The 24,405-nt window shown below is 73.7% G+C and carries 23 protein-coding genes; 9 read left to right on the top strand and 14 right to left on the bottom strand.

All coding sequences use genetic code 11. The features are described from left to right. Positions 1–11: 11 nt before the first annotated feature. Positions 12–3,563, bottom strand: a complete 3,552-nt coding sequence (locus DEI81_RS08755; RefSeq protein WP_111010327.1) for a proline dehydrogenase family protein — start codon at positions 3,561–3,563, stop codon at positions 12–14. A 145-nt stretch (positions 3,564–3,708) separates the two neighbouring features. After that, positions 3,709–4,680, bottom strand: coding sequence for a DNA-3-methyladenine glycosylase family protein (locus DEI81_RS08760; RefSeq protein ID WP_375334604.1), 972 nt, complete (start codon positions 4,678–4,680; stop codon positions 3,709–3,711). A 124-nt stretch (positions 4,681–4,804) separates the two neighbouring features. Here DEI81_RS08760 and DEI81_RS08765 point away from each other — a divergent pair, with 124 nt between their 5' ends. The 7 genes from DEI81_RS08765 to DEI81_RS08795 all read left to right on the top strand — a co-directional run bounded on the left by DEI81_RS08765 (position 4,805) and on the right by DEI81_RS08795 (position 10,083). After that, positions 4,805–5,833, top strand: a complete 1,029-nt coding sequence (locus tag DEI81_RS08765) for a 6-phosphofructokinase (RefSeq protein ID WP_111010328.1) — start codon at positions 4,805–4,807, stop codon at positions 5,831–5,833. A gap of 57 nt (positions 5,834–5,890) precedes the next feature. After that, on the top strand, positions 5,891–6,142 hold the full coding sequence (locus DEI81_RS08770; protein ID WP_111010329.1) for a type II toxin-antitoxin system Phd/YefM family antitoxin: 252 nt from the start codon (positions 5,891–5,893) through the stop codon (positions 6,140–6,142). Continuing rightward, the gene (locus DEI81_RS08775) at positions 6,139–6,399 is read left to right on the top strand and encodes a Txe/YoeB family addiction module toxin (RefSeq protein ID WP_111010330.1); all 261 of its coding nucleotides are present in this window, start codon (positions 6,139–6,141) and stop codon (positions 6,397–6,399) included. The genes DEI81_RS08770 and DEI81_RS08775 overlap by 4 nt, the downstream gene beginning before the upstream one ends. Before the next feature lie 38 nt (positions 6,400–6,437). After that, the gene (locus DEI81_RS08780) at positions 6,438–7,421 is read left to right on the top strand and encodes an aldo/keto reductase (RefSeq protein ID WP_111010331.1); all 984 of its coding nucleotides are present in this window, start codon (positions 6,438–6,440) and stop codon (positions 7,419–7,421) included. Between the two features lie 30 nt (positions 7,422–7,451). Further along, the gene (locus DEI81_RS08785; protein ID WP_111010332.1) at positions 7,452–8,441 is read left to right on the top strand and encodes an acryloyl-CoA reductase; all 990 of its coding nucleotides are present in this window, start codon (positions 7,452–7,454) and stop codon (positions 8,439–8,441) included. Positions 8,442–8,551: 110 nt separating this feature from the next. After that, on the top strand, positions 8,552–9,274 hold the full coding sequence (locus DEI81_RS16400; RefSeq protein WP_111010333.1) for a GntR family transcriptional regulator: 723 nt from the start codon (positions 8,552–8,554) through the stop codon (positions 9,272–9,274). Between the two features lie 5 nt (positions 9,275–9,279). Then, on the top strand, positions 9,280–10,083 hold the full coding sequence (locus tag DEI81_RS08795) for an ABC transporter ATP-binding protein (protein WP_220035656.1): 804 nt from the start codon (positions 9,280–9,282) through the stop codon (positions 10,081–10,083). 34 nt (positions 10,084–10,117) lie between these two features. Here DEI81_RS08795 and DEI81_RS08800 read toward each other — a convergent pair whose 3' ends face one another. The 4 genes from DEI81_RS08800 to DEI81_RS08815 all read right to left on the bottom strand — a co-directional run bounded on the left by DEI81_RS08800 (position 10,118) and on the right by DEI81_RS08815 (position 14,385). After that, positions 10,118–10,942 (bottom strand): carbohydrate ABC transporter permease, encoded by an 825-nt coding sequence (locus DEI81_RS08800; protein ID WP_111010335.1) that lies wholly within the window; start codon positions 10,940–10,942, stop codon positions 10,118–10,120. Further along, the gene (locus DEI81_RS08805) at positions 10,939–11,877 is read right to left on the bottom strand and encodes a carbohydrate ABC transporter permease (protein WP_111010336.1); all 939 of its coding nucleotides are present in this window, start codon (positions 11,875–11,877) and stop codon (positions 10,939–10,941) included. The genes DEI81_RS08800 and DEI81_RS08805 overlap by 4 nt, the downstream gene beginning before the upstream one ends. Positions 11,878–11,879: 2 nt before the next feature. After that, positions 11,880–13,241 (bottom strand): extracellular solute-binding protein, encoded by a 1,362-nt coding sequence (locus tag DEI81_RS08810; protein ID WP_111010337.1) that lies wholly within the window; start codon positions 13,239–13,241, stop codon positions 11,880–11,882. 85 nt (positions 13,242–13,326) lie between these two features. Continuing rightward, entirely contained in the window at positions 13,327–14,385 is a 1,059-nt protein-coding gene (locus tag DEI81_RS08815; protein WP_111010338.1) for a carbohydrate kinase family protein, read from the bottom strand. Between the two features lie 200 nt (positions 14,386–14,585). Here DEI81_RS08815 and DEI81_RS08820 point away from each other — a divergent pair, with 200 nt between their 5' ends. Both DEI81_RS08820 and DEI81_RS08825 read left to right on the top strand, forming a co-directional pair. Next, positions 14,586–15,362 (top strand): DeoR/GlpR family DNA-binding transcription regulator, encoded by a 777-nt coding sequence (locus tag DEI81_RS08820; RefSeq protein WP_111010339.1) that lies wholly within the window; start codon positions 14,586–14,588, stop codon positions 15,360–15,362. Continuing rightward, complete coding sequence (locus DEI81_RS08825; protein WP_111010340.1) at positions 15,359–16,717, top strand: 6-phospho-beta-glucosidase; 1,359 nt, start codon at positions 15,359–15,361, stop codon at positions 16,715–16,717. Before DEI81_RS08820 ends, DEI81_RS08825 begins: the two co-directional genes overlap by 4 nt. A 45-nt stretch (positions 16,718–16,762) precedes the next feature. Here the strand turns inward: DEI81_RS08825 and DEI81_RS08830 are convergent, their stop codons facing one another. The 8 genes from DEI81_RS08830 to hemQ form a co-directional block, all read right to left on the bottom strand. Beyond that, a complete protein-coding gene (locus DEI81_RS08830; RefSeq protein WP_111010341.1) occupies positions 16,763–17,569 on the bottom strand; it encodes a nucleotidyltransferase domain-containing protein in 807 nt (268 codons plus the stop codon). A gap of 21 nt (positions 17,570–17,590) precedes the next feature. After that, the gene (locus DEI81_RS08835; RefSeq protein WP_111010342.1) at positions 17,591–18,085 is read right to left on the bottom strand and encodes a MarR family winged helix-turn-helix transcriptional regulator; all 495 of its coding nucleotides are present in this window, start codon (positions 18,083–18,085) and stop codon (positions 17,591–17,593) included. A 102-nt stretch (positions 18,086–18,187) separates the two neighbouring features. Next, on the bottom strand, positions 18,188–19,519 hold the full coding sequence (gene hemL / locus DEI81_RS08840) for a glutamate-1-semialdehyde 2,1-aminomutase (RefSeq protein WP_111010343.1): 1,332 nt from the start codon (positions 19,517–19,519) through the stop codon (positions 18,188–18,190). After that, positions 19,516–20,613, bottom strand: coding sequence for a porphobilinogen synthase (hemB, locus tag DEI81_RS08845; protein WP_375334605.1), 1,098 nt, complete (start codon positions 20,611–20,613; stop codon positions 19,516–19,518). The genes hemL and hemB overlap by 4 nt, the downstream gene beginning before the upstream one ends. Next, positions 20,610–21,383 (bottom strand): uroporphyrinogen-III synthase, encoded by a 774-nt coding sequence (locus DEI81_RS08850; RefSeq protein ID WP_111010344.1) that lies wholly within the window; start codon positions 21,381–21,383, stop codon positions 20,610–20,612. The genes hemB and DEI81_RS08850 overlap by 4 nt, the downstream gene beginning before the upstream one ends. Positions 21,384–21,443: 60 nt before the next feature. After that, complete coding sequence (hemC, locus tag DEI81_RS08855; protein WP_111010345.1) at positions 21,444–22,418, bottom strand: hydroxymethylbilane synthase; 975 nt, start codon at positions 22,416–22,418, stop codon at positions 21,444–21,446. Then, entirely contained in the window at positions 22,415–23,668 is a 1,254-nt protein-coding gene (locus tag DEI81_RS08860; RefSeq protein WP_375334766.1) for a ferrochelatase, read from the bottom strand. Before DEI81_RS08860 ends, hemC begins: the two co-directional genes overlap by 4 nt. Continuing rightward, on the bottom strand, positions 23,665–24,399 hold the full coding sequence (hemQ, locus tag DEI81_RS08865; protein ID WP_111010346.1) for a hydrogen peroxide-dependent heme synthase: 735 nt from the start codon (positions 24,397–24,399) through the stop codon (positions 23,665–23,667). Before hemQ ends, DEI81_RS08860 begins: the two co-directional genes overlap by 4 nt. Between the last annotated feature and the right edge of the window lie 6 nt (positions 24,400–24,405).

Here is a 24,405-nt window from a genome sequence, read left to right on the forward strand (position 1 = left end):
GCGCGACCGCGTCAGACCCGCAGCTCCACGAACGCCCGATCCGGCACCCCGAACCGGTGCGCCGTGATCGTCACGGTCTGCTCGCGGAGGAACGGCAGCATCTCGACGAGTCCGGCCTCGACCACGGGGCCCGCGTGCACCGCCACGTCGATCGAGGCACCGAGGGCCTCCTCGAGCGCCAACGGGTCGCCGCCGAGCAGGCGGATCCGGGCGCCGGGACCACCGAACGCGGTGTGCGGCACCGGCTCGTACGTCGGCGACAGGACCGCGGCGAGCTCGTCCTCGGGCGTGGGCTCGTCCGACGACCACTGCTCACGGAACACCGCGCCGGCCGCCGCGCGCCCGAGCCACTCGTCGTCGGACTCGACGACGTGGTCGACGACGTGGAGCGGGGACCGCGGACCGGCGAACAGCTGCACGAGGCTGCCGGGCAACGGCACCGCGGTGCTGACGAGCACGTGGGCGCGGGCGGCGGTCGCGGCGACGAGCACGCGGACGAGGTCACCGGCCGACGTGCCCTCGGACGCGCGGACGATGACCGACTGGGGCCGGTAGCGGAGCACGTTGCGTTCCACCCCGAGACCGGCGGTGTCCGCCGGGCGGGCGAACTCCGCGGAGCGCGCGGCGACGTCGCTCCGTGCCCCGGACCGCACCCGGTCGAACTCCTCGAACGTCAGGCCGCTCCGCGCGGCCTCGATCACGGCCGCGATCCGGGCCGGGACGCCGTGCAGTCGGATGCTGCCGTGCGGGGTGTGCGGCGTGGGCTCCCAGCGGCCGAGTGTCGCGACCGACAGCGGGGCGCCCGACTTGGTGCCGGTGCCGATCGCGGAGCGCTTCCAGCCGCCGGTGGGCTGTCGGCGGACCAGGGTGCCGGTCGTCGCACGGTTCACGAACAGGTCACCCGCCTGCACGCGGTCGAGCCAGCGGGCGACCTCGTCGGTGTCGAGGGAGTGGATGCCCGCGGCGAGACCGTAGTCCGTGCCGTTCTGGATCGCGATCGCGTCGTCGAGGGTCTCGGCCTCGACGATCCCGAGCACGGGTGCGGGCACGGGCGTCTGGTGGAACGTGCTGCCCTGTCGGACGCCGTCGCGGATGCCCGGGGACCAGAGCCGCCCGGAGTCGTCCAGGGGCCGCGGCTGCAGGAGCCACGACTCCCCCGGTCCGAGCTCGGTGAGTGCCTGCCGCACACTCCCCCGGGGCTCGTCGACGAGCGGTCCCATCTGGGCGGCGGGGTCGTCGGGCCAGGCGACGCGGAGGCTCCGGGTCGCGTCGACGAGCAGCCGGCGGAACCGGTCGTCCTCACGCACGGCACCGACGAGGACGACGAGCGACGCCGCCGCGCGGTCCTGCCCGGCGTGGGCGAAGGCGCTCCGCACGACGTCGCGGACGGCGAGGTCGACGTCGGCGGACGGCGTCACGACGATCGCGTTCGTGCCGGTCGTCGCGGCGGTGAGCGGGAGGCCCGCCCTCCACCAGGCGAAGGACCGCGCGGTGTCCGCCGTGCCCGTGAGGAGCACGCGGTCGACCGCGGGGTGGGCGACGAGGTCGCGGCCGAGCCGGTCGACGTCGAGGTCGACGAGGACGAGCAGCGAGTGCGGCACCCCGGCGTCCCACAGGACGTCGGCCACGAGCGCACCGGTCCGCCGAGCGGCCGGTGCCGGCTTGAGCACGACACCGCTGCCGGCCGCGATCGCCGCCAGGACGTCCCCTGCGACGACGGCGATCGGGGAGGTCCAGGTCGGCACGACGACGGTGAGGCGCGGCGGCACCGGGGTCGCGCCCGTGATGTCCGCGAGGTGACGGGCGCGGTCGGCGGCGTGGTGTGCGGCGTCGACGGCTCGGCCCACCTCGGCGTCTGCCTCGGCGAGCGTCGAGCCCGTCTCGGCGACGGCGACCTCGACGAGGTCGCCCCGCCGGACCTCGAGCTCGTGGGCGATGAGGTCGAGCAACTCGGCGCGGTCCTGCGGGTCCTGCCGTCCCCAGTTCACGCCCGCCTGCGCGGTGGCTGCGACGATGCGCTCGAGCCGGTTCCGGTCGGCGACGCCCGCGTTCCGGATCGTCTGCCGACCGAGCGACGATCCCGGCACGCGACGCAGCACCTCGCCGGCCCAGGCGCGGTTGGCGCGGATGGTCGGGTCGGTGCCCTGCGCGTTGTGGAAGTCGGCGACGTGCGGCGGGGGTCCGAGCGGGGCCGTGCGGTCCTGGGTGCGGAACGTCGACGGGACGGGGTCGTCCAGCGCCTCGACCGCGGCCAGGTACCGCTCGCGCCGCTGCTCGGACCCGGCGCTCGCGGTGTCGGTCGTCGTCGAGGAACCCGCGGCCTGCTCGGGGTCCGCCAGCTCGTACAACCGCCGGGCGAGGTACCCGACGGCGGCGTCGTACTCGTCGGGGTCGACGACCGGTGTGACGAGGAACACCGACCCGACGTCGGCCCGGACGGCCTGCAGGTGGGTGCCGTCCACGCCGAGGAGCATGCCGAGTTGGAGGGCGTCGACGACACCACGGCGCTCGGCGAGCACGCGGGCGGTGGCGAGGTCGTACAGGTCGTGCCCGAGGACCTCGATCCGGACGGCGTCCGTCCGCGCGGGCGTCAGCGCGGCGTCGAGCAGGCGGAGGGTCGCCGCCTGGATCTCCTGTGTGGTGCCGAACGTGGCCAGCGGGCGGTCGTGGAGCGCTGCCTCCACCCGTTCGACGGGGTCGGCGGCGCCGGCGTCGATCCGGACGGTGATCGGTGATCCGCCCCGGGCGCGGCGGGCCTGCGACCAGGCGGTGAGGTCGTCGAGGGCACGCCGGGTGTCCGGCACCGCGGCGGGCAGGGTGAGGCCCGCCGGGAGCTCGAGGAACTCGGGCCGGTCGAGCAGGGTCCGGAACACCGCGAGCGTCAGGTCGAGGTCGTCGTGGGTGTCCACCCGGAGCGTGACGCGGCTGCCACCCGCCACGGCCGCCCGGTACAGCGGCAGCAGGCGCTCGACTCCGCGGACGACGGTGTCGTCGAACGCCCAGAGCACGGGCTGCGGGAGCGCCACGGCGACCGAGGTGGTGACGCGGTCCACGCCGTCGCGGTCGAGCAGGTCGATGGTGCGCCGGAGCTGCCGGTCGGACTCGTCGTCACCGGACACCGGGCGTCCGAGCGGCAGGACGTCGAGCACCGTGCCCGGGACCGCCAGCTTGGCGAGGGCGGCGCCGAGGCGTGCCGGTGCGGCGTCGACCACGAGGTGTCCGGCCATGCGGCGCAGCACACGGCGTGCCGGTGGGACGACGGCCCACGGCATCATCTGCGCGAACCCACCGCCGACGGTGGCCGCGCCGCGGAGGTGCCAGGCGACCGGGTCCGGGACCTCACGCGCGAGTCGTTCGAGGTGCTGCGCGGCGACCTTCGGGTCCTGCGGTCGGCCGACGCGGTCGATGAACCCGAGCGTGACGTCGAGGCCGCGCTCGTCGCGGAGCACCCCCGCGAGCCGGACGGCCCCGGCGTCCGGCCGGAGCATCGCGGCCGCCGCGGTCCAACGGCGGACGAGGGCGACCGCGTCGTCGGTGCAGTCCTGGAGGCGCGGGTCCGGCATCCTCCGATGGTATTCGGGCGGTCCGACGGGACCTGGGGGCGCGCCCGGCGCGCGGTGGACGCGGGCCGAGTGTCGCCCGTCCCCCACCGGGAGGGCCGGGCCGCGGCGGGAGGCGCACGGCCGCGGCGACCACGGGTGCGGCCGGTCAGTGGAAGCGGTGGTCCTGGATCGTCATGCGCGGACCGAACGACGGCTTCCGGAAGCCGCTGCCCGTGATGAGCCGCATGACCCGTTCCCGGTGTCCGCGCCACGGCTCGAGGAGCTCGAGCATGCCGTCGTCGTCGACCGGAGCGCCGGCGAGCGCCCATCCCACGACGGCCGGCAGGTGGTAGTCGCCGACGCTCGGTGAGTCCGGGTCGCCGTGGGAGCGCTGCGTGGTCTCGGCGGCGGTCCACACGCCGATGCCCGGGATCGACATGAGGCGTTCCGCCACGACACTGCCGCCACGACCGAGGGACAGGGTCCGCTCGAGCGACGCGGCGACCCGCACGGCGCGCATCACCGTCGCCGAGCGGCCGGGCTCGATCCCCGCCCGGTGCCACTCCCAGCTCGGCACCCGCGCCCAGGTGTCGGCGTCGGGCGGGACCGCCATGCCCTCGGGGGCGGGGCCAGGCGCCGGGGTGCCGTACCGCCGGACGAGGGACCGCCAGGCGCGCCAGGCCTGGCGGCTCGTGACCTTCTGCTCGAGGATCGCGGGCACGAGCATCGCGACGACGGTGTTCGTGCGGCAGAGGCGTAACCCCGGCTGACGGTGTCGCGCCGCGGCGAGGAAGGCGTTGCCGCTGACGTCGAACCCCGTCCAGTCGTCACCCCGACCGAGGAGTTCCGGCGCGTGCGCGATCGCCCACTCGGCGCCGTCGCCCCAGGTGGACACCCGGACCTCGTCGCCGACGGCGCGGACGGCGACGGTCACGGGACCGGCGGGCGTGCGGAGCGCGAGCCAGGTCGTGGCGTCGACCTGTCGGAAGGCAGGGTCCCCCGTGCCGCGCATGAGCGGGCGCAGCGTGGCCCGGACGTCGACGTGGTGCCCGGGCCGGTAGACGGTGTCGTGTCGCTGCGCCGGGGGTGCGGCAGGTTCGACGATCACGCGGAGGATCGTACGTGGCGGCGGTGACATCGCCGAACCGGCCGGGGTGGGCCTCCCGGGAAGCGGAGGGGATGCCGTCGTCGACCCGGTCCGCGATGATGGGGACCACCGCGCGGCCGGACGGGCCGGGCCCGACACCACGGAGTGCTCCCTCATGCGCATCGGCATCCTCACCAGCGGCGGCGACTGCCCGGGGCTCAACGCGGTCATCCGCGGCGCCGTCGTCAAGGGCATCGCGATCCACGGGCACGAGTTCGTGGGGTTCCGTGACGGCTGGCGCGGCGTGGTGCAGGCGGACGTCGTGCCGCTCGGTCGCAAGGAGATCCAGGGGATCGCCAAGCAGGGCGGGACGATCCTCGGCACGAGCCGGACGAACCCGTTCGAGGGCGAGAACGGGGGCGCCGCGGCGATCGCGGCGAACCTCGACCGGCTCGGCATCGACGCGATCATCGCGATCGGCGGCGAGGGCACCCTCGCCGCCGCGCGCCGCCTCACGGACGCGGGCCTCAAGATCGTCGGGGTGCCGAAGACCGTCGACAACGACCTGAGCGCGACGGACTACACGTTCGGCTTCGACACCGCGGTGCAGATCGCGACCGACGCCATGGACCGGCTCCGGACGACGGGCGAGTCGCACAGCCGCTGCATGGTCGCCGAGGTGATGGGACGCCACGTCGGGTGGATCGCCCTGCACAGCGGCATGGCGGCCGGGGCGCACGCGATCCTCATCCCCGAGCAGAAGACGAGCATGGCGCAGATCGCGGACTGGGTGCGCTCGGCCCACGACCGCGGTCGGGCGCCGCTCGTCGTCGTCGCCGAGGGGTTCGTGCCGGACCAGGAGGACGACCCGCACTCGGAGCGTGGCCTCGACGCGTTCGGTCGCCCGCGCCTGGGCGGCATCGGCGAGCGCCTCGCACCGCTCATCGAGGGCATGACGGGCATCGAGACCCGCGCCACGACGCTCGGCCACATCCAGCGCGGCGGGACCCCGACGTCGTACGACCGGGTGCTGTCCACGCGGCTCGGGATGGCGGCGATCGACTCCGTGGTCGAGGGACGCTGGGGCCGCATGGTCGCGCTGCGCGGGACGGACATCGTGCACGTGTCGTTCGCCGACGCGATCGGCGAGCTCAAGACGGTGCCGCAGGAGCGCTACGACGAGGCGGCGATCCTGTTCGGCTGACCGCATGGCGCTGGCGTCGCAGCTGACGTACAATTCTGCGTACGTCAGGAGGTCACAATGCGCATCCTCAGCTACTCGGAGACGCGTTCCCACTTCGCCGAGACCCTCAACGCCGTCACGGACGACCGCGAGGAGGTCGTGGTCACGCGCGCGGGCCACGAATCGGTCGTGCTCGTGTCCCTCGACGACTACGAGTCCCTGAAGGAGACCGCCTACCTGCTGAGGAACCCCGCGAACGCCCGGCGGCTGCTCGCCTCGATCGAGCGCCTGGAGCGCGGGGAGGGCACGGAGCGGGACCTGGACGAGTGAAGTACGTCTGGGACGACGCTGCCTGGGCCGACTCCGAGTGGTGGCAACAGCAGGACCGGAAGATCGTCAAGCGGATCAACGGGCTGCTCCGTGACATCGCGCGCAACGGCAACGAGGGCATCGGCAGACCGGAGCCGCTCAAGCACGGGTTCCGTGGGTACTGGTCCCGGCGCATCACGGACGAGCACCGTCTCGTGTACCGCGTCACGGACGACAGCGTCCTCATCGCGCAGTGCCGGTACCACCACGACGAGTGAGGACGCCGGACCGCGCGCCGCGGACTACCGTCGTCCCCATGCAGAGTCGCACCTTGGGCAGGACTGGTCGGGACGTGTCCGTCATCGGGCTCGGGACGTGGCAGCTCGGGGGTGACTGGGGTGACGTGCCGGAGTCCGACGCGATGGCACTCCTCGACGCCTCGGCCGAGGCCGGCGTCACGCTGTTCGACACCGCGGACGTGTACGGGGACGGCCGGAGCGAGCAGCTCATCGGTCGGTGGCGCGCCGCCAACCCGGACGTGCCGCTGACCGTCGCCACGAAGATGGGTCGCCGCGCCGACCAGGTCCCCGCGAACTACGTCGCCGCCAACTTCCGCACGTGGGTGGACCGCTCGCGCCGGAACCTGGGCCAGGACACGCTCGACCTCGTGCAGCTCCACTGCCCGCCCACCGCCGTGTTCGAGGACGACGCGGTGTACGACGCGCTCGACGCCCTGGTCGCCGACGGCTCCATCGCCGCGTACGGCGTGAGCGTCGAGGAGACCGACCAGGCGCTCACCGCGATCGCCCGGCCGGGTGTCGCGAGCGTGCAGATCATCCTCAACGCGTTCCGCCTCAAGCCGCTCGACGCGGTCCTGCCCGCCGCCCGGGAGGCCGGGGTCGGCATCCTCGCCCGCGTCCCGCTCGCCTCGGGGCTGCTCTCGGGCAAGTACACGACCGAGACGACCTTCGCCTCGCAGGACCACCGGACGTACAACCGCCACGGCGAGGCGTTCGACCAGGGCGAGACGTTCAGCGGCGTCGACTTCGAGGACGGCGTGCACGCGGCGCAGGAGTTCGCCGCGGCCGTGCCCGAGGGCGTCTCCGTCCCGCAGGCCGCGCTCGCCTGGATCGTCGAACAGGACGGCGTCACGGCGGCGATCCCGGGCGCCCGGAACGTCGAGCAGGCCCGGTCGAACGCGGCGGCGGGGTCCCTGCCGGCGCTCGGGGCGGACCTCGACCGGCGGGTCCACGAGGTGTACGACCGCTGGTTCCGAGCGTCCGTGCACGACCGGTGGTGACGCTCCCGTGACCGCGGGCCGGGCCTCCCGGTGAGCGAGCGCACACGCGCGGTCGTCGTCCGGACCGGTACCGGACCGGTCGTCGAGGACCACGAGGTGGGCGCCCCGGGTCCGGACGAGGTCCTGGTCGACGTCGCCTATTCGAGCGTCAACTACAAGGACGGCATGGCGCTGGCGGGTGACCCGGGCGTGCAGCGCGCCGACCCACTCGTACCGGGCATCGACGTCGTCGGGACGGTCCGCGCGGTCGGCGACGGCACCGCCTCCGCCCCGGCCCCGGGCACCCTCGTGACGCTCAACGGCGCCGGGCTCGGCGAGACCCGCGACGGCGGGTACGCCGGTCTCGCGGTCGTCCCCGCCGCGGTGCTCCTGCCGGTCCCCGCGGGCATCACGGCGCAACGGGCCGCCGCGATCGGCACGGCCGGGTACACGGCCGCGCTCAGCGTGCTCGCGCTCGAGCGGTTCGTCACGCCGGGCGCCGGTACGGTGCTCGTCACGGGAGCGTCGGGCGGGGTCGGGTCGATCGCGGTCGCGCTGCTGGCGGCGCGGGGACACCGGGTCGCCGCGTCGACGGGTCGGCCGCAGCACACCGAGGCCCTGCGCCGGCTCGGAGCGGCCGAGGTGGTGGACCGCCACGACTTCGACACCCCGGGCCGTCCGGTGCAGCGCCCACGGTGGGCCGGTGCGGTCGACAGCGTCGGGGGTGCGACGCTCGTGAACGTGCTGGCGCAGACCGCGTGGGGCGGCGCCGTGACGGCGTGCGGGCTGGCGCAGGACGCGCGGATGGCCGGGTCGGTCCTCCCGTTCATCCTGCGCTCGGTCGCGCTGCTCGGCGTCGACTCGGTCGCGGCACCGCGCGACCTGCGCGAACGGGCGTGGGCGCTCCTCGCCGCGGACCTCGATCCGGCGCTGCTCGACAGCGTGACGACGACCGTGGGACTCGCCGACGTGGTCGCCGTCGGCCGGGAGGTCCTGGCCGGGCGGGTGCATGGGCGCACGGTCGTCGACGTGCGCGCCTGACACCGTCACCTCGCCCGCGGGTTCCCCCGCATTGCATGTCAAGTGATTGTGAAATCACCTCCTAGGATTCGGGTACGCGTCCCGACCCTCGTGCCCGAAAGGTCGCCCCCATGCCGGTCCCCCAGCCCTCCGCCGACGCCGCACCGCGCCGCCTGCTCCGCGACGTGGTGTTCGACAAGATGCTCGCGGCGATCCACGACGGAACGCTGCAGCCCGGCGAACGGCTCAACGACGACGAGCTCGTGCGCTGGCTCGGCGTCTCCCGCACGCCCATCCGCGAAGCCATCGCCAAGCTCGTCGACTACGGCCTGGTCGAGATGGAGGCGAACCGATACACGCGCATCGCCACCCCGACCGGTCGGCAGTACCACGAGGCGTTCTCGGTGCTGTTCGGGTTCGCCGAACTCGCCGCCCGCTGGGCGTTCCCCCGGTTCACCGACGAGGACACCGACGCGCTCGACGCCCTGCTCGCGGACGTCCGCACCCACGCCGCGGCGAGGGACCGGGCCGTGGACGACGACGTGCACTCCCTCATCGGGTTCCTCGTCGACCACGCGGACAACGCGCTGCTCACGAAGCTGAGCGCCTCGGTCCTCGCCCGGGCGCGCTTCGTGACCGTCGGCAGCGCCGAACCCGTGTTCGCCGCCGCGGCGGACGCGGTCGCCAGCCTCCGTGACGCGGCCACCGGCCGGGACGGCGAGGCCGGTGCCGCCGCCGTCCGCGCCCTCGCCGACGGCATGGCCGACCACCTCGACGCCGTCCGGGCCGCCGACCTCGCGACCGCCGAGCCCGAGGAAGCCGCGCTCGTCATCACCTCCGGTCCCGGGATCTGACCCGGGTGAGCACCGGCACCACCTCCGACAGCCCCCTGGTCGACGCACGGGGCCTCCGCGTCACCCGCGGCGGACGCGACCTCGTGCACGAGGTCGACCTCGTCGTGCGCGCCGGGGAGCACTGGGCGCTCCTCGGACCGAACGGCGCCGGCAAGTCGACACTGCTCGCCGTGCTCGGCGCGACGAGCCACCCCAGCGCCGGCAGCGTCGACCTGCTCGGACGGCGACTCGGCCGCACCGACGTGCGGGAGCTCCGCGAGCACATCGGCCACGTCGACCCGCGCCACCGGATGCTCACGCCGCTCTCGGTCCTCGACACCGTGCTGACCGGGCTCACGGGCACGACCGACCTCATGATGCGGTGGGAACCGACCCCCGAGCAGCGCGCACTCGCCCTCGAGCACATCGCCGACGTCGGGCTGCGCGACCGGTCGGACGCGTCCTGGGCCGTCCTGTCGCAGGGCGAGCGCGGTCGCACGCTCATCGCCCGGGCGCTCATGTCCGAGCCGCGCCTGCTCCTGCTCGACGAGCCCGCCACCGGCCTCGACGTCGCGGCCCGCGAGCACCTGCTCGAGACGGTCGACGCCCTCCGCCACCGGCACCCCGAGCTCGCGAGCGTCATGGTGACGCACCACCTCGAGGACCTGCCCGCGTCGACGTCGCACGCGATGCTCCTCCGCGACGGCGGAGTGGTCGCCGCGGGCCGCGCGGACGACGTCATCACGTCCGAGGCCGTGTCCGCCTGCTTCGCGTTCCCGCTCGCGATCACGCGCACCGACGGACGCTGGCAGGCACGCCGCGCCGACTGAGCCGGGAGGCGCGGCACCGGCCCGACGATCCGCGCTACTTCGCGGTCACGCCGCCGAGCATGCCCGAGATGAACCGCCGCTGCAGGAAGAAGTAGAGCACGACGATCGGGAGGGCGACGATCACGCCCGCGGCCGACAGGAGCGAGTAGTCGGTCAGGTGCTCGCCTTGGAAGAACGCGAGACCGAGCGGCGCGGTCCGGTGGTCCTCGCTCGTGATGAGGACGAGCGGGAGCAGGAACTCGTTCCAGGTCCACATCGCCAGGAGCACGCCCATCGTCATGATCGGCGCGATGGACGCGGGGACGACGACCCGCCACAGCAGCCGGACGTCGCGCGCACCGTCGAGCCGCGCGGCCTCGATCACCTCGGTCGGGAACGTCCGGAACTGGTTCCGCATCCAGAAGATCCCGAACGCGAGCGACTGCGCGGTCTGGGGCAGGATGAGGCTCTCGTACGTGTCCGTCAGGCCCACACCCCGCAGGTCGAAGTACAGCGGGATGATGAACGCCTCGGCCGGCAGCATGAGCCCGGCGAGCATCACGAAGAACACGATCCCGGACCCGGCGAAGTCGAGGCGCGCGAACGCGAACCCGGCGAACACCGCGAGCACCGTCGTCAGCAGCACGACGGACACCGTCACGACGACGCTCGACAGCATGTACGACCCGAAGTGCCCCTGGCTCCACGCGTCCCCGAAGTTCCCGAGGTCGATCCGGGTCGGCAGCGTGAACGAGCCGGTGTTCTCGGTCGCCGGGGTGACGGCCGAGAACAGCACACCGACGAGCGGGACGATCGCGAACAGGGCGAAGAGGCTCAGGACGACGTAGTCGACGACCTTCTCGCGCGTGGTGATCCTCATTCGGTGTCCTTCGGCTGGATCCGGTTCACGAGTGCCGTGACGATCATGATCACGACGGTCAGGGTGACCGCGACGGCGGCAGCTGCGCCGACCTGGCCCGTGTTGAACGCGCGGTTGTACGCCTCGAACGCCGGTACGGTCGTCGAGTTGCCCGGACCGCCGCGCGTGGTGATGTACACGAGGTCGAAGGTCTTGAGCGCCGACACGATCGTCAGGGTCAGCGCCACCGCGATCTGCCCGCGGAGCGACGGCAACGTGATGGAGAAGAACTCGCGCGCCGCCCCGGCACCGTCGAGCCGCGCCGCCTCGAACAGCGCGGGCGCGATGTTGCCGACGCCCGAGAGGAACAGCACGAGGCACAGCCCGACGTTGAGCCACGTGCCCACGAACCCGATCGCGGGCAGCGCCGTGCCGTAGTCGCCGAGCCACACCCGCGCCAGGCCGCCGAGTCCGACGAGCCGGAGGACCTGGTTGAGCAGGCCGTCGGTGGAGTAGATCGACACCCAGATCGTCGCGACGACGACCGACGCGATGACCTGCGGCAGGAACAGCACGGTCCGGAACACGCTCATCCCCGGCAGCGCGTTCGCCCGCGAGATGAGCGCCGTCAGGAACAACGCGAGCGCGACCGGCACTGCGCAGTAGAACACCATGAGCACGAGTGCGTGGAGGAACGCCCCGCGGAGCTCGGCGTCCTGCACGACGTCGACGTAGTTCGCGAACCCGGCCCAGGTCGCGGTCGACAGGCCGTCCCAGTCGAAGAACGAGTACTGCACAGTCTGCAGGAACGGCCACCCGAGGAACACCGCGAACACGACGAACGCGGGCAGCACGTACAGGTACGGGACGAGGCTGCGCCTGCGTCGCCGCCGCGGCTGCGTCCGAACGCGGACCGCGGGTGCGGGTGCGGTGACCCGGGGCAGGGCGTCGACCATGCTCAGCCGCGGCTCTTGCCGAACGCCGCGTAGTCCGTCTGCAGGGTCTGCGTGAACTCCTGCGGCGTCGCCTTGCCCGCGACGAGGTCCTGCGCCGCGGCGGTGAGGGTGTCGTAGAACGTCGGGGTCGCGTAGTCGAGGTAGGGCGTGATGCCGTTCGCCTGCGAGATCTCCTTGTACTCGCTCGTGATGTCGCCCGAGATCGTGCCCGAGGCCGGGGTGTCGCTGCTCGGGACGACCGTGGGCAGGTTGCCCGTCTTCACGAGGGTCTCGGACGCCTTCGCGTTCGTGATGAAGTCGACGTACGCGGCCGCGGCGTCCGGGTGCTTCGTCTTCGAGGTCAGCGCCCACGCGAGCCCCTCGCCGCCCATGGTGACCGGCGTGTCCGAGCCCTTCGGGGTGAGCGCCGTGAAGCCGATGTCCTTCGCGGCGGCGGCGGCCTCGAGCGTCGCCTCGTACCAGGTCCCGGTCACGAGGAACGCGGACTGCCCCTTGCCGAAGGCCGCGACGGCGTCGTCACGCGAGACCCCGTTGGCACCCGGCGTGATGTAGCCCTTCTCCTGCCAGCCCTGGATCGTCTTCGCCGCGGTGACCTCGTCGGAGCCGGTCCACGAGCCGCGCTCCGACGTGACGAGGTCGTTCACCGCGTCGTGCCCGGCGAGCGCCGAGAGCACGAAGCCGTACAGGTGGATGCCCGGGCTCTTCTCGACGTCGCCGTAGCTGAGCGGCAGCGATCCGGCCGCCTTGACCTTCGCCATGTCCTCGGTGAGCTCGGACACGGTCGTCGGGGGGTTCGTGATCCCGGCCTTCGCGAGCACCGCCTTGTCGTAGTACAGCCCGACGAGCTCACCCGTCTGCGAGACGCCGTACAGGTGGTCGCCCTGCCAGGTCGTGCCGTTCGACGAGAACGAGTTGAGCTTGAGCAGGCTCGACGGGTAGTAGTCGTTCCAGCCGTACAGCTTCGCGTAGTCGTCGACGGGACGGAGCAGTCCGGCCTTGACGAACGCGCCCATGTCCGGGTAGCCCTGGTTCGCCTGCACGACGTCGGGCGGGTTGTCCCCGGAGAGCGCGAGCTTCAGCGTCGTCTTGAGGTCCGCGAACGACCGCGAGACCCGCTTGACGGTGATGTTCGGGTGCGCCTTCTCGAACGCCGCGTTGAGCTGCTGCTGCGCCTCGTCGATGCCGCCGTCGGTGTTCTGGTCCCACACCGTCAGGGTCGTCCGGCCCGATCCGACGCTCTTCGACACGGGGCCGAGGCTCTGGTCGCTCGAGGCGGACGTGCCGCCGGGGGTGCACGCTGCGAGGCCCAGCGCGAGCGCGGTCGCCACACCGACGAGGAGCGGTGCCTTCCTGGTGGTCTTCATGGTTCGTTCCGATCTCCGGGTCGCGGGGAGCGCGGCGGCGGTGGAGGTGGTGGGCGGGTGTGGTGGTGGTGACGGAGCGGGCCGGTCAGGCGGCCGGGAGCAGGGCCTCCCGGAGGAACGCCCAGTCGCCGTCCGGACGGTGCCGGTCGACGAACGCGACGAGGTCGGCAGGTCGCGGTGCGCTCGCGGCACCGCCGAGTCCGGTGACGGACATCGACGCGCACAGCCCCGCGAACCGGAGGCGCGTGCGGAGGTCCCAGCCGCGCGATGCCGACGCCATGAACGTGGCGACGAAGACGTCGCCGGCGCCGGTGGGGTCGACGACCGGGACGGTCACGGTCGGGACCTCGACCACCGTACCGGTGCCGCCGTCGACGGCGACGACGCCCGCCGCGCCACGCGTGACGACGGCGAGCGGGACCCGCTCGGCGAGCACGCGTGCGGCGGCGACGGCGTCGTCGGTGCGGGTGTAGCGCATCGCCTCGACGTCGTTCGGCACGAACACGTCGACCTCGGCGAGGCGGTCGAGCACGTGCGACCCCCACTCGCCGGTGTGGTCCCAGCCGACACCGCCGACGACGGTCGTGCCCGCCGCGCGCAGCCGGGCGACCCATGGCGGCAGCTCGTGCGCGATGCCGACGTGCGTCGCGCCGACGGGCCCGAGGTCGTCCGGGAGCTCGAGGTGCCCGAGGGCCTCCTGGTAGGTGATGAAGCTCCGGTCGTGCGCACCGGTGAGGGCCACCGTGACGGGGCTCTGGTGTCCGGGCACCAGCTCGAGCAGGCTCGTGTCGAGGTCCGGCTCGGCGTCGAGCACGGCGCGGACGTGGGTGCCCAGCGGGTCGTCGCCGAGGCGGGCGAGGATCCGCGTGCTCGCACCGGCCCGGGCCGCGGCGACCGCGCGGTTCGCGACACCGCCGGGCGTCACGGTGAACCCGTCGGCGTACACCTCGGTGCCGGGTTCGGGCACGGAGACGCCCGAGAACACGACGTCGCAGAAGACGTCGCCCGCGAACAGCAGATCGATCGCACCGGGCAGGTCGGCCGCAGCGGGCAGGCCCGCCGCACCGGGCAGGCCGGCGGCGCGGGGCAGGCCGGTGGCGGGCAGGTCCGTCCCGCCGGGGTCGGCGCGCTGGCTGTCGGTCACGGAGGCTCCTCGTCATCGCGGTTCCGCGTCCGGGTGCGTGCTGCACGACGTCGCGGTTCCGCCCGATGTCCTGCAAGCCTGTGCACTCGGTGTTTCCGGCACATTACCGAAGTGACGCGGTTCTGTTAATCCTGTTCATCTCCGGTGCGGTTCTGCTCGGGTTTGCCCGAAGTCGAGCACGGCGTGGTTAGAGTGACGGCATGATCCTGCGCGAACGGCAGAACCGCATCATCAGCGCCCTGCGCGCCGAGGGTGCCGCCTCCGTGCGGGAACTCGCCGCCGCGCTCGACGTGAGCGAGGCGACGATCCGCCGCGACCTCGAGGTGCTCGACCGTAACGGCGAGCTGACCCGCACGTACGGCGGTGCGGTCCTGAAGCCCGGCACGACCGTCGAGGACCACGGCCGCGTCCGCGCCGAGGGGCCGTTCGACGACGGGCGCGACCTCGATCTCAAGGAACGGATGGCCGAGGCCGCGGCCGCGATGGTCGCCGACGGGAACGTCGTGCTGCTCGACATCGGCACCACGACGCCGCTGCTCGCGCGCCGCCTGCACGGCCGTGACGTCACCGTCGTCACCTCGAACCTCGCCGTCTTCGACGAGCTCCGCGACGACCGCGCCGTGCGGCTCGTCCTGCTCGGCGGCGTGGTCCGCCGCAACTACCGCACGCTCGTCGGGTCCCTCGCCGAGCTCGCGCTGAGCCAGATCAGCGCCGACGTCCTGTTCCTGTCGTGCACCGGGGTGCGCGCGAACGGGCACGTCGTCGACAACATGGCCGTGGAGGCCCCCATCAAGCAGTCGATGATCGCGGCGTCGGACAAGGTCGTCCTGCTCGCGTCCGAGGCCAAGTTCCCCGGGACCGGAGCCCTCCGGCTCTGCTCCCTCACCGACGTCGACGCCCTGGTCACCACCACGGGCGCCCCCGACGACACGCTCGCACTGTGCCGGAACGCCGGCGGAGAGGTCACCATCGCATGAAGCTCTGCATCCTCGGAGGCGGCGGGTTCCGCACGCCGTACGTGTACCAGGCACTGCTCCGCGACACCGGCACGCCCCGCGTGGACGAGGTCGCGCTGTACGACGTCGACGAACGCCGCCTCGCCGCCATGGTCGCGATCCTCACCGAGCTCGCGGCCGGGTTCGAGGACGCGCCGCGACTCGTGCCGACCACGGTCCTTCAGGACGCCGTGGCGGGGAGCCAGTACGTGTTCGCCGCGCTCCGCGTCGGCGGCCTGGAGGGACGGCGTTGCGACGAGCACGTCGCCCTCGACCTCGACGTGCTCGGCCAGGAGACCACGGGACCCGGCGGCCTCGCGTACGCGATCCGCACCGTCCCGGTCATGGTCGAGGCGGCCCGGGTCATCGCGGACCTCGCACCCGACGCCTACGTCATGAACTTCACGAACCCCGCGGGCATCATCACCGAGGCGATGCAGACCGTGCTCGGCGACCGCGTGCTCGGCATCTGCGACACCCCGTCCGGTCTCGGGCGTCGCGTCGCGGGCACCCTCGGGCTCGACCACACGCGGGTGCAGATGGACTACGTCGGGCTCAACCACCTCGGCTGGATGCGCCGCGTCCTGTACGACGGCCGCGACGTCCTGCCCGAGCTGCTGGCGGACGACGCCCGCCTCGCCGCCATGGAGGAGGGTCACGTCTTCGGACTCGACTGGATCCGCTCCCTCGGCGCGATCCCGAACGAGTACCTCTTCTACTACTACTTCAACCGCGACGCCGTGCGGACGATCATCGACTCCGGCAAGACCCGCGGTGACTTCCTCGCCGAGTCCCAGGGCGCCTTCTACGACCGGGCCACGGCCGCGGGGAACGGGGTCGCCGATCTCTGGCGCGAGACCGTCGCCCGGCGCAGCGCCTCGTACATGGCCGAGGCGAAGGGCGGCACGCAGGACGAGCCCGTCGACCCGAAGGAGCGCGAGACCGACCCCGCGCACCAGGGCTACGCGGGGGTCGCCCTCGGCGTGATGGCCGCGATCAGCCGGAACGAACGGCAGACGATGATCCTCAACGTCCGGAACCGCGGCACGATCCAGGGCCTGCCCGACGACGCCGTGGTCGAGGTGCCCACGATGGTCGACGCGAACGGCGTGCACCCGCTGACGACGGAGCAGCCGGACCTCCACCAGATCGGGCTCATGGCGCAGGTCAAGGACGTCGAGCGGCACACGATCGCCGCCGGGCTCACCGGGTCGCGATCGGAGGCCCTGCAGGCGTTCGCACTCCATCCGCTCGTCGACAGCGTCACGGTCGCGCGCTCGTTGCTCGACGGGTACGTCGCGCGGATCCCCGAGGTGGCGGCCGTCCTGACGCACTGACCGAGCCGGATCCGGCGTGTGGGCGGACGGGGCCGACCCGTCGGTTCACTCGGCGCGGGGCGGCTCGCCCCCGATCCCCTCGCGCCGGACCGCCGCCTCGAGGAACGCCCGCGCCCGGTCCGCGCCCCGGAGGAGATCCGGCACCTCGGTCCCCAGACCCGCCACCACGTCGTCGATGCCCGACAGCCCCGCCCGGGCGAGGAGCCGCTTCTCGTTCGTCACCCACTCGCCGCGACGTGCCAGGACGGCGTGCCCGGCGTGGCACGCGGCCTCGCTGATGAGACCCGCGCACTGCGCGACCCGTCCGTGGCGGGCGTGGCCTTCCTTCGCGTAGTGCAGGGTCAGGTCGGCGTTCGTCCACCACACGCCGGGGGCGGCCGTGCGGAGCGCCTCCGGGTACTCCCACCGGGGCACCTGCCCACGGAGGGTGCGGTTCGAGGCCAGTTCCGCCAGGAGGATGGTGCTCGGCAGGCCCGCCTGGTGGAACAGCAGGGGCTCGATGGTGAACCGTCCGCGGACGGCGTCGTCGTGGACCGCGTCGATGAGGTCGAGGTCGCGGTAGTGGATGTCGACGGACCGTCCGTCCACGGTGACCGCGCCGCCACCGTTGAAGATCCTGCCCCAGCCACCGAGTCCGGTCAGGTGCCCGGGCCACCCGAGGTCCCGGACGACCTGCGGATCGAACGCGTCGCGGTGGTAGACCGCCACGTCCCAGTCACTGTCCGGGCGGTTCGTCCCCTGCGCTCGGGAACCGCCGAGTGCGACGGCCTCCACGCCGGGGAGCGCTGCCAGGCGGTCGGCGACGTGGTCGAGGAACGCGTCGTCGTCGAGGGTGTGCTGGGGGGAGGACATCGGTCAGCGCTCCGGCATCCGTCAGCCGCGCTCGTCGCCGATGCCGAGCCCGAGCAGCCGCCGCCGGTCGAACTCGCCGGCGGCTCCGCTGAACAGGTCGAATCCGCGCACGACGGCCGCCCGATCCTGGTCGGACAGCCGGGCCAGGACCCGCTCGATCCCCTCGGTCCGCCGACGCGTCACGTCCTCGACGAGCGCGATCGCCCGTCGCGTCGGCACCACCAGGGTCTCGCGGCGGGAACTCGGCGCGCTGTTCCGCCGGACCCAGCCGTCCCGCTCCAGGCGGTCGACCGTCCGCGTGAGCGTCGACGGACTCGCACCGGTCTCCTCGGCGAGGACCCCCGCGCGGACCGGCCCACGCGCCACGAGCACCACGAGGATCCGGAGCTGCGGGACGGTCACCTGCTCGAGCGCGGACTCGAGCGAGGCGGCGACGATCCCGAGCATCGCCCGCGAGGCGAGCACGGCAGCCGACGGCGGGAGCACGGCGGTCAGGTCCTCGGCGGCGGCGTCCATGGGATCCCCAGACTGACACAACGGAGGCGTTCGCGACAGGGCCGGCCGACCCGCGACGGGCGACCGGCGACCGGCCGACCAGCGGCCCGCTCCCGGCCCTGCCTACGCCGACGCGGCGGCAGCGGCCCTGGCGGCGGCGGGCAGGGCCTCCAGGACGCGACCGATGGCGCGGTCGTCGTGCGCGGCCGTCAGGAACCACGCCTCGAACACGCTCGGCGGCAGCGTGACGCCCGCGTCGAGCATGGCGTGGAAGAACGGCGGGTACCGCCAGGCCTCCTGCGCACGGACGTCGTCGTAGGTCCGCGGCGGCTCGGCGGTGAACGCGAACGAGAACAGGTTCCCCGCGCGCTGCACGGTGTGGGCGACGCCCTCGGCGGTCAGCGCCGCGGAGACCGCGCCGGACAGCAGGTCGGCGGTGCGGTCGAGGTGCGCGTACACGGCGTCGTCGGCGGCGCGGAGCGTGGCGAGCCCGGCCGCGACGGCGAGCGGGTTCCCGGACAGGGTCCCCGCCTGGTACACGGGACCGAGCGGCACCAGGAAGTCCATGACCTCGGCCCGACCGCCCAGGGCCGCCAGGGGCATCCCGCCGCCGACGACCTTGCCGAACGTGATGAGGTCGGGCTGCCATCCGGTGCCGTCGGGGACGACACCGGCGGCCTCGAGACCCCACCACCCGGCCGGGCCGACGCGGAACCCGGTGAGGACCTCGTCGAGGATGAGCAGCGCGCCCTGCTCCTGGACGATCTGCGCGAGCGCCCGGTTGAACCCCGGCTCGGGCGCGAGCACGCCCATGTTCGCGGCGGCGGCCTCGACGATCACCGCGGCGATCCGCTCGTGGTGCTCGTCGAACGCGGCCCGGACGGCGTCGAGGTCGTTGTACGGCAGCACGAGGGTCTGCGCGGCGGTCTCGGCGGTGATGCCGGCGGATCCGGGCAGTGCGAGCGTCGCCACCCCCGACCCGGCCTCGGCGAGCAGGGAGTCCGAGTGGCCGTGGTAGTGCCCCGCGAACTTCACGAGCAGGTCCCGGCCGGTGTAGCCACGGGCCAGACGGATCGCGGTCATCGTCGCCTCGGTCCCGGTCGAGACGAGCCGGAGCTTCTCGATCGGACCGGCGCCGCCGACGCGGACGCGCTGCTCGACGAGTTCCGCGAGCTCGGTCTCGCCCGGCGTGGAGGCACCGAACGAGAGCCCGCGGCCAGCGGCCTCCTGCACAGCGGCGACCGTGCCGGGGTGGGCGTGCCCGAGGATCGCCGGACCCCACGACGCCACGAGGTCGACGTACTCGCGCCCCTCGGCGTCGGTGACGTACGGCCCCTGCGCGGCCACGAGGAAGCGGGGCGTCCCACCGACCGAGCCGTAGGCCCGCACCGGGGAGTTCACGCCGCCGGGGATCGCGTGCTTCGCGCGGCCGAACAGCTCGTCGTTCGTCGTCATCGGGTCGACTTCCCCACGCTCGAGAGTTCCACGGTCTCGGCACCGGCCGCCGGGGTGGCGCCGCTGACCCGGCCGCTCGCACCGGACTCCTGGCGCAGCCGCTTCGCCAGGTCGACGGCGAAGTAGGTCAGGATCGCGTCCGCACCGGCACGCTTGATGCCGAGGACGCTCTCCATCGCGGCGGCGTCGCGGTCGATCCAGCCGTTCTGCGCGGCCGCCGTGATCATCGCGTACTCGCCGCTGATCTGGTAGGCCCACACCGGCACCGGCGAGATCGCCTTGGCGGCGGCGAGCACGTCGAGGTAGCTCATCGCGGGCTTCACCATGACGACGTCCGCGCCCTCCTCGATGTCGAGCTCGACCTCGCGCAGGCCCTCGCGCCCGTTGCCGGAGTCGATCTGGTAGGTGCGGCGGTCGCCGACGAGCGTCGACGCGACGGCCTCGCGGAACGGCCCGTAGAACGCGCTCGCGTACTTCGCCGCGTACGCCAGGAGGGCCGTGCCCGGGTGACCGGCGCCGTCCAACGCGTCGCGGGCGGCGGCGATCTGGCCGTCCATCATCCCGCTCATGCACACGAGCTCGGCGCCGGCCTCGGCCTGGGCCACCGCCATGTCGCGGTAGCGCTCGAGCGTCGCGTCGTTGTCGACCGAGCCGTCCGCAGCGAGCACCCCGCAGTGACCGTGGTCGGTGAACTCGTCGAGGCACAGGTCGGACTGGACGACGAGCGCGTCGCCCACTTCCTCCTTCGCCACACGGATCGCCACGTTGAGGATGCCGTCCGGATCGGTGGCGCCCGAACCGGTGGCGTCCTTGTGCTGCGGGACGCCGAAGAGGTTCACGCCGCCGATGCCGACCTCGGCCGCCTCGACGAGCGCGCGCCGGAACGAGTCGAGCGAGTGCTGCTCCACCCCGGGCATGCTCGTGATCGGCACCGCGGCGTCGGCGCCCTCGCGGATGAACATCGGCAGGATCAGCTCGGCGGGGTGCAGACGGGTCTCGGCCACGAGCCGACGCATCGCGGGCGTCGCGCGGAGACGGCGCGGGCGCACCTGGGGGAACTGGCCGACGGGGGAGTGGGGTGCGGACACGGTCACCTTCCTGGTTGTGTGTCGAGGAGCGGGGCGAGGACCTCGACGACGGCGTCGAGCAACGATGCGGTGGTCCGGGCGGCGGCGACGCCGTGGACGGGGAGGCCGAGCGCGCGGGCGTCGGCGGCGGTCCCGGGCCCGATGCACACGAGCCGGGTCCGGCGGTCGAGCGGGACGAGCCGGGCCGCGACCTCGCCCGCGACACTGCCGCTCGTGACGAGCACGGCGTCCGGTGGGCGGGGCACCACGACCGGTCCGGTGCCGGTCCCCACGGTACGGTACGCCTCGACGTCGTCCACGTCGAGGCCGCGGGCACGCAACCCCGCGACGAGCGTCGGGGCCGCGATCGCGCTCCGCGGGAACAGCACCCGGCCCGCCGTGCCCGGCACCATGGCGGCCAGGTCGGCCGCTGACGCCGCGGCCGGCACCAGGTCGACCCGCCACCCGGCATCGGTACACGCCGCCGCGGTCGCGTGGCCCACGGCCGCCAACCGCGTTCCGGCCGGGAGGCCCGACAACCGCTCCGCCACGCGCCGCACCGCCGTCGCACTCGTCACGACGATCCAGGCGTACGTCCCGGCGGCGAGGGCGTCGACGGCGGCCGCGAACGCGGCGGGGTCGGCGGGGTCGGTGTCGGTGATGAGCGGGACGACGAGCGGTTCCAGGGCCCGGTGCCGGGCCTCCCGGGCGACCCGCTCGCCCCAGGTGCCGCCGCGCGGGACGAGCACGGTGGGACGCCGGGCGTCCCGGGCCCCCGGACCGCCGCCGGCGCGCACGCCCGTGCTCGTCGCGGGAGTTCCGGCGCCGGTGTCGCTCGTGCTGGCCGTGGTCGGTGCCTACTCGCTGCTCAGGTGGAAGTCGGCGAGATCGGCGGCGCCGTTCGCCAGGAGCTCCTCGGCGACCCGGCGGGCGACGTCGCGGGCCTCGTCGAGGCGCTCGTGCGCGGGGCCGGGCTCGAGGTGTGCGCCGTGCGACGCGGTGCGGTACTCGGTGCCGTCGGGCCGGTACACGGTCGCGCTCACGAGCAGGAGCTCCGCGTCGACGACCGCGTGTGCCCCGATCGGAGCGGTGCAGCCGGCCTCGAGGCGGGCGAGGACCTCGCGCTCGGCGGTGACCGTGAGCCGGGACTCCGCGTGCTCGATGCCGCGGAGGCCCCGCTCGAGCGCGCGGTCGCCCTGGTCCCCACGGACCTCGATCGCCAGCGCCCCCTGCCCGGGCGCGGTCGGCCAGAAGCCGAGGCCGATGAGCTCGGTGGCGTCGGCGAGACGACCGAGGCGCCCCAGGCCGGCGGCGGACAGCATGACCGCGTCGAGGTCGACCCCGACCCGGGCGAGGCGCGTGTCGACGTTCCCGCGGATGTCGACGATCTCGACGTCCGGGCGACGACGGCGGAGCTGCGCGGCCCGGCGCGGCGATCCCGTGCCGACCCGCGCACCCTCGGGGAGGGTCTCGAGCGTCAGACCGTCGCGGGCGCAGAGGGCGTCACGGGCGTCCGCACGGCGGGGCACCGCGCCGACCCGCAGGCCGGGGTACGGCGCCGTCGGCAGGTCCTTGAGCGAGTGGACGAGGACGTCGACCTCGCCGGCGACCAGGGCCTCGCGGAGCGCGGACGCGAACACGCCCGTGCCACCGAGGGTCGCCAGGGACTCGCTCGTCCGGTCGCCCTCGCTGTGCACGGTGACGAGCTCGACGGGCCGACCCGCCGCCTTGCCGAGCGCGGCGGCCGCGGCCTGCGACTGCGCGAGCGCGAGCGCGCTGCCGCGGGTCCCGACACGGATCGGGGTGGGTCCCGCCTCGGCCTCGGGGCTCACGGCGCGAGCCCGGCGACCGCCGGCTTGAACCCGGCCCGCACGTTCTCACAGCACCCCGGGCGGCAGACGTCGTACCAGGGGCCGATGTCGGTGAGGTGCGGGCGGTCGGCGACGGGGGTGCCCTGCACGCGCTCGAGCACGAGGTCGACGAGACCGGCGACGTACGCGGGGTCGACCCCCGGCGTGGGCGTCCGGATCGACCAGAAGCCGAGCTCCTGCGCCGTCTCCGTGGCCTCCTCGTCGAGGTCCCACATGACCTCCATGTGGTCGCTGACGAAGCCGAGCGGGACGATGAGCACGGCACGGGTGGGACCGCCCGCGAGCTCCTCGTTCATGTAGTCGTTGATGTCCGGCTCGAGCCACGGCATGCTCGGCGGCCCCGACCGTGACTGGTAGACGAGTTTCCAGGCGGGCTTCGACGCGCCCTGGAGCGCGGCGCCCTCGGGCGACGCGAGGAGCTCGGCCCACGCGGCGTCGAGGACGACCTCGGCCACGGCCTCGTGCTGCGCCTCGTACGCGCCGTGCTCCCCGAAGCCCCGGAAGTCGGGGCCGGAGCGTGCCGCGTCGCTCGACGGGATCGAGTGCGTCGAGAAGAGCACCCGGAGTTCCGTCCCGACGTCGAGGCCCTCGTTCTCGGCGATCGCCCGTGCGATGCCGTCGCGGACGCCGTCGACGAACGGCCGGACGAACCCGGGGTGGTCGAAGAACTGGCGCACCTTGTCGATCCGCACGGTGTCCATGAGCTCCGTCGCATCGAGCACGCGCGCGAAGTCCTCGCGGTACTGCCGGCAGCTCGAGTAGGAGCTGTAGGCGCTCGTGGCGATCGCGATGAGGTTCGTGGCGCCCTCGGCGGCGGCCTCCTGGACGGCGTCCTCGAGGTAGGGCGCCCAGTTCCGGTTGCCCCAGAGCACCGGCAGGTCGATCCCCCGCCGGGCCAACTCGGCCTCGAGCGCTGCCTTGAGCGCGCGGTTCTGCGCGTTGATCGGGCTCACACCGCCGAAGTGCCGGTAGTGGTGCGCGACCTCCTCGAGCCGCTCGTCCGGGATCCCGCGCCCGCGCGTGACGTTCCGGAGGAACGGGATGACGTCCTCTTGTCCCTCCGGTCCACCGAACCCGGCGAGGAGGATCGCGTCGTACGCGGTCGGTTCGCTCACGTGCTCCGGGCCGCCCGCGGCGGCCGGCGTGGCCGCCAGGACGGCCCGACCGTTCGTGATGCCGGTCGCGCTGGGGGTGTCGGTGATCTCGGTCACGACAGGACCTCCGGGAGTTCGGTGGTTTCGATGCGGCGGCCCGTGAAGAACGGGACCTCCTCGCGCACGTGGCGCCGGGCCTCCGTGTACCGGAGGTCCCGCATGAGGTCGACGAGGTCGACGAGCTCGGGGGACTCGAGCGGCAGGATCCACTCGTAGTCGCCGAGCGCGAAGCTCGCGACCGTGTTCGTGAGCACGCGGCGGAACTTCGCCCCCTGTCGGCCGTGGTCCGCGAGCATCTGGCGGCGGTCCTCCTCGGGCAGGAGGTACCACTCGTAGGACCGCACGAACGGGTAGACCGTCAGCCAGGCCTCCGGGTCCTTGCCACGCAGGAACGCCGGCGTGTGCCGCTTGTTGAACTCGGCGTCGCGGTGCATGCCCATCGCGTGCCACACGGGAGCGGCCTCCACCAGGAGTGCCGTGCGGCGGAGGTCGCGGAGCGCGGCCTGGATCGCCTGGGCGTCGTCGCCGTGCAGCCACACCATGAGGTCGGCGTCGGCGCGGAACCCGGAGACGTCGTAGAAGCCGCGCACGGTGACGCCGTGCTGGGCCGCCCGCGCGACCGCGGCGTCGAGCTCCGGCACGGCGTCCGCCGCGAAGGGAGCGACGGCGCCCACCGGACGCCGGAAGACCGCCCACAGCGTGTAGGCGGTCAGGAGGGTCTCGTCGATGCCGGAGTCGGACGGCGAGGCGGAGGGTTCGGTGCTGTGCGCGGGCGCGCTGGAACTCATGGGATC

It is taken from the genome of Curtobacterium sp. MCBD17_013 (assembly GCF_003234565.1).
GTDB lineage: Bacteria > Actinomycetota > Actinomycetes > Actinomycetales > Microbacteriaceae > Curtobacterium.

What these genes read in the sequence shown, in the direction of transcription:
- DEI81_RS08760 (WP_375334604.1), bottom strand. Translation starts at nt 4,680, where the DNA reads ATGTCACCGCCGCCACGTACGATCCTCCGCGTGATCGTCGAACCTGCC.
- DEI81_RS16400 (WP_111010333.1), top strand. Translation starts at nt 8,552, where the DNA reads ATGCCGGTCCCCCAGCCCTCCGCCGACGCCGCACCGCGCCGCCTGCTC.
- DEI81_RS08835 (WP_111010342.1), bottom strand. Translation starts at nt 18,085, where the DNA reads ATGGACGCCGCCGCCGAGGACCTGACCGCCGTGCTCCCGCCGTCGGCT.
- DEI81_RS08810 (WP_111010337.1), bottom strand. Translation starts at nt 13,241, where the DNA reads ATGAAGACCACCAGGAAGGCACCGCTCCTCGTCGGTGTGGCGACCGCG.
- hemQ (WP_111010346.1), bottom strand. Translation starts at nt 24,399, where the DNA reads ATGAGTTCCAGCGCGCCCGCGCACAGCACCGAACCCTCCGCCTCGCCG.
- DEI81_RS08800 (WP_111010335.1), bottom strand. Translation starts at nt 10,942, where the DNA reads ATGAGGATCACCACGCGCGAGAAGGTCGTCGACTACGTCGTCCTGAGC.
- DEI81_RS08770 (WP_111010329.1), top strand. Translation starts at nt 5,891, where the DNA reads ATGCGCATCCTCAGCTACTCGGAGACGCGTTCCCACTTCGCCGAGACC.
- DEI81_RS08780 (WP_111010331.1), top strand. Translation starts at nt 6,438, where the DNA reads ATGCAGAGTCGCACCTTGGGCAGGACTGGTCGGGACGTGTCCGTCATC.
- DEI81_RS08765 (WP_111010328.1), top strand. Translation starts at nt 4,805, where the DNA reads ATGCGCATCGGCATCCTCACCAGCGGCGGCGACTGCCCGGGGCTCAAC.
- DEI81_RS08805 (WP_111010336.1), bottom strand. Translation starts at nt 11,877, where the DNA reads ATGGTCGACGCCCTGCCCCGGGTCACCGCACCCGCACCCGCGGTCCGC.
- DEI81_RS08755 (WP_111010327.1), bottom strand. Translation starts at nt 3,563, where the DNA reads ATGCCGGACCCGCGCCTCCAGGACTGCACCGACGACGCGGTCGCCCTC.
- hemL (WP_111010343.1), bottom strand. Translation starts at nt 19,519, where the DNA reads ATGACGACGAACGACGAGCTGTTCGGCCGCGCGAAGCACGCGATCCCC.
- DEI81_RS08830 (WP_111010341.1), bottom strand. Translation starts at nt 17,569, where the DNA reads ATGTCCTCCCCCCAGCACACCCTCGACGACGACGCGTTCCTCGACCAC.
- DEI81_RS08820 (WP_111010339.1), top strand. Translation starts at nt 14,586, where the DNA reads ATGATCCTGCGCGAACGGCAGAACCGCATCATCAGCGCCCTGCGCGCC.
- DEI81_RS08825 (WP_111010340.1), top strand. Translation starts at nt 15,359, where the DNA reads ATGAAGCTCTGCATCCTCGGAGGCGGCGGGTTCCGCACGCCGTACGTG.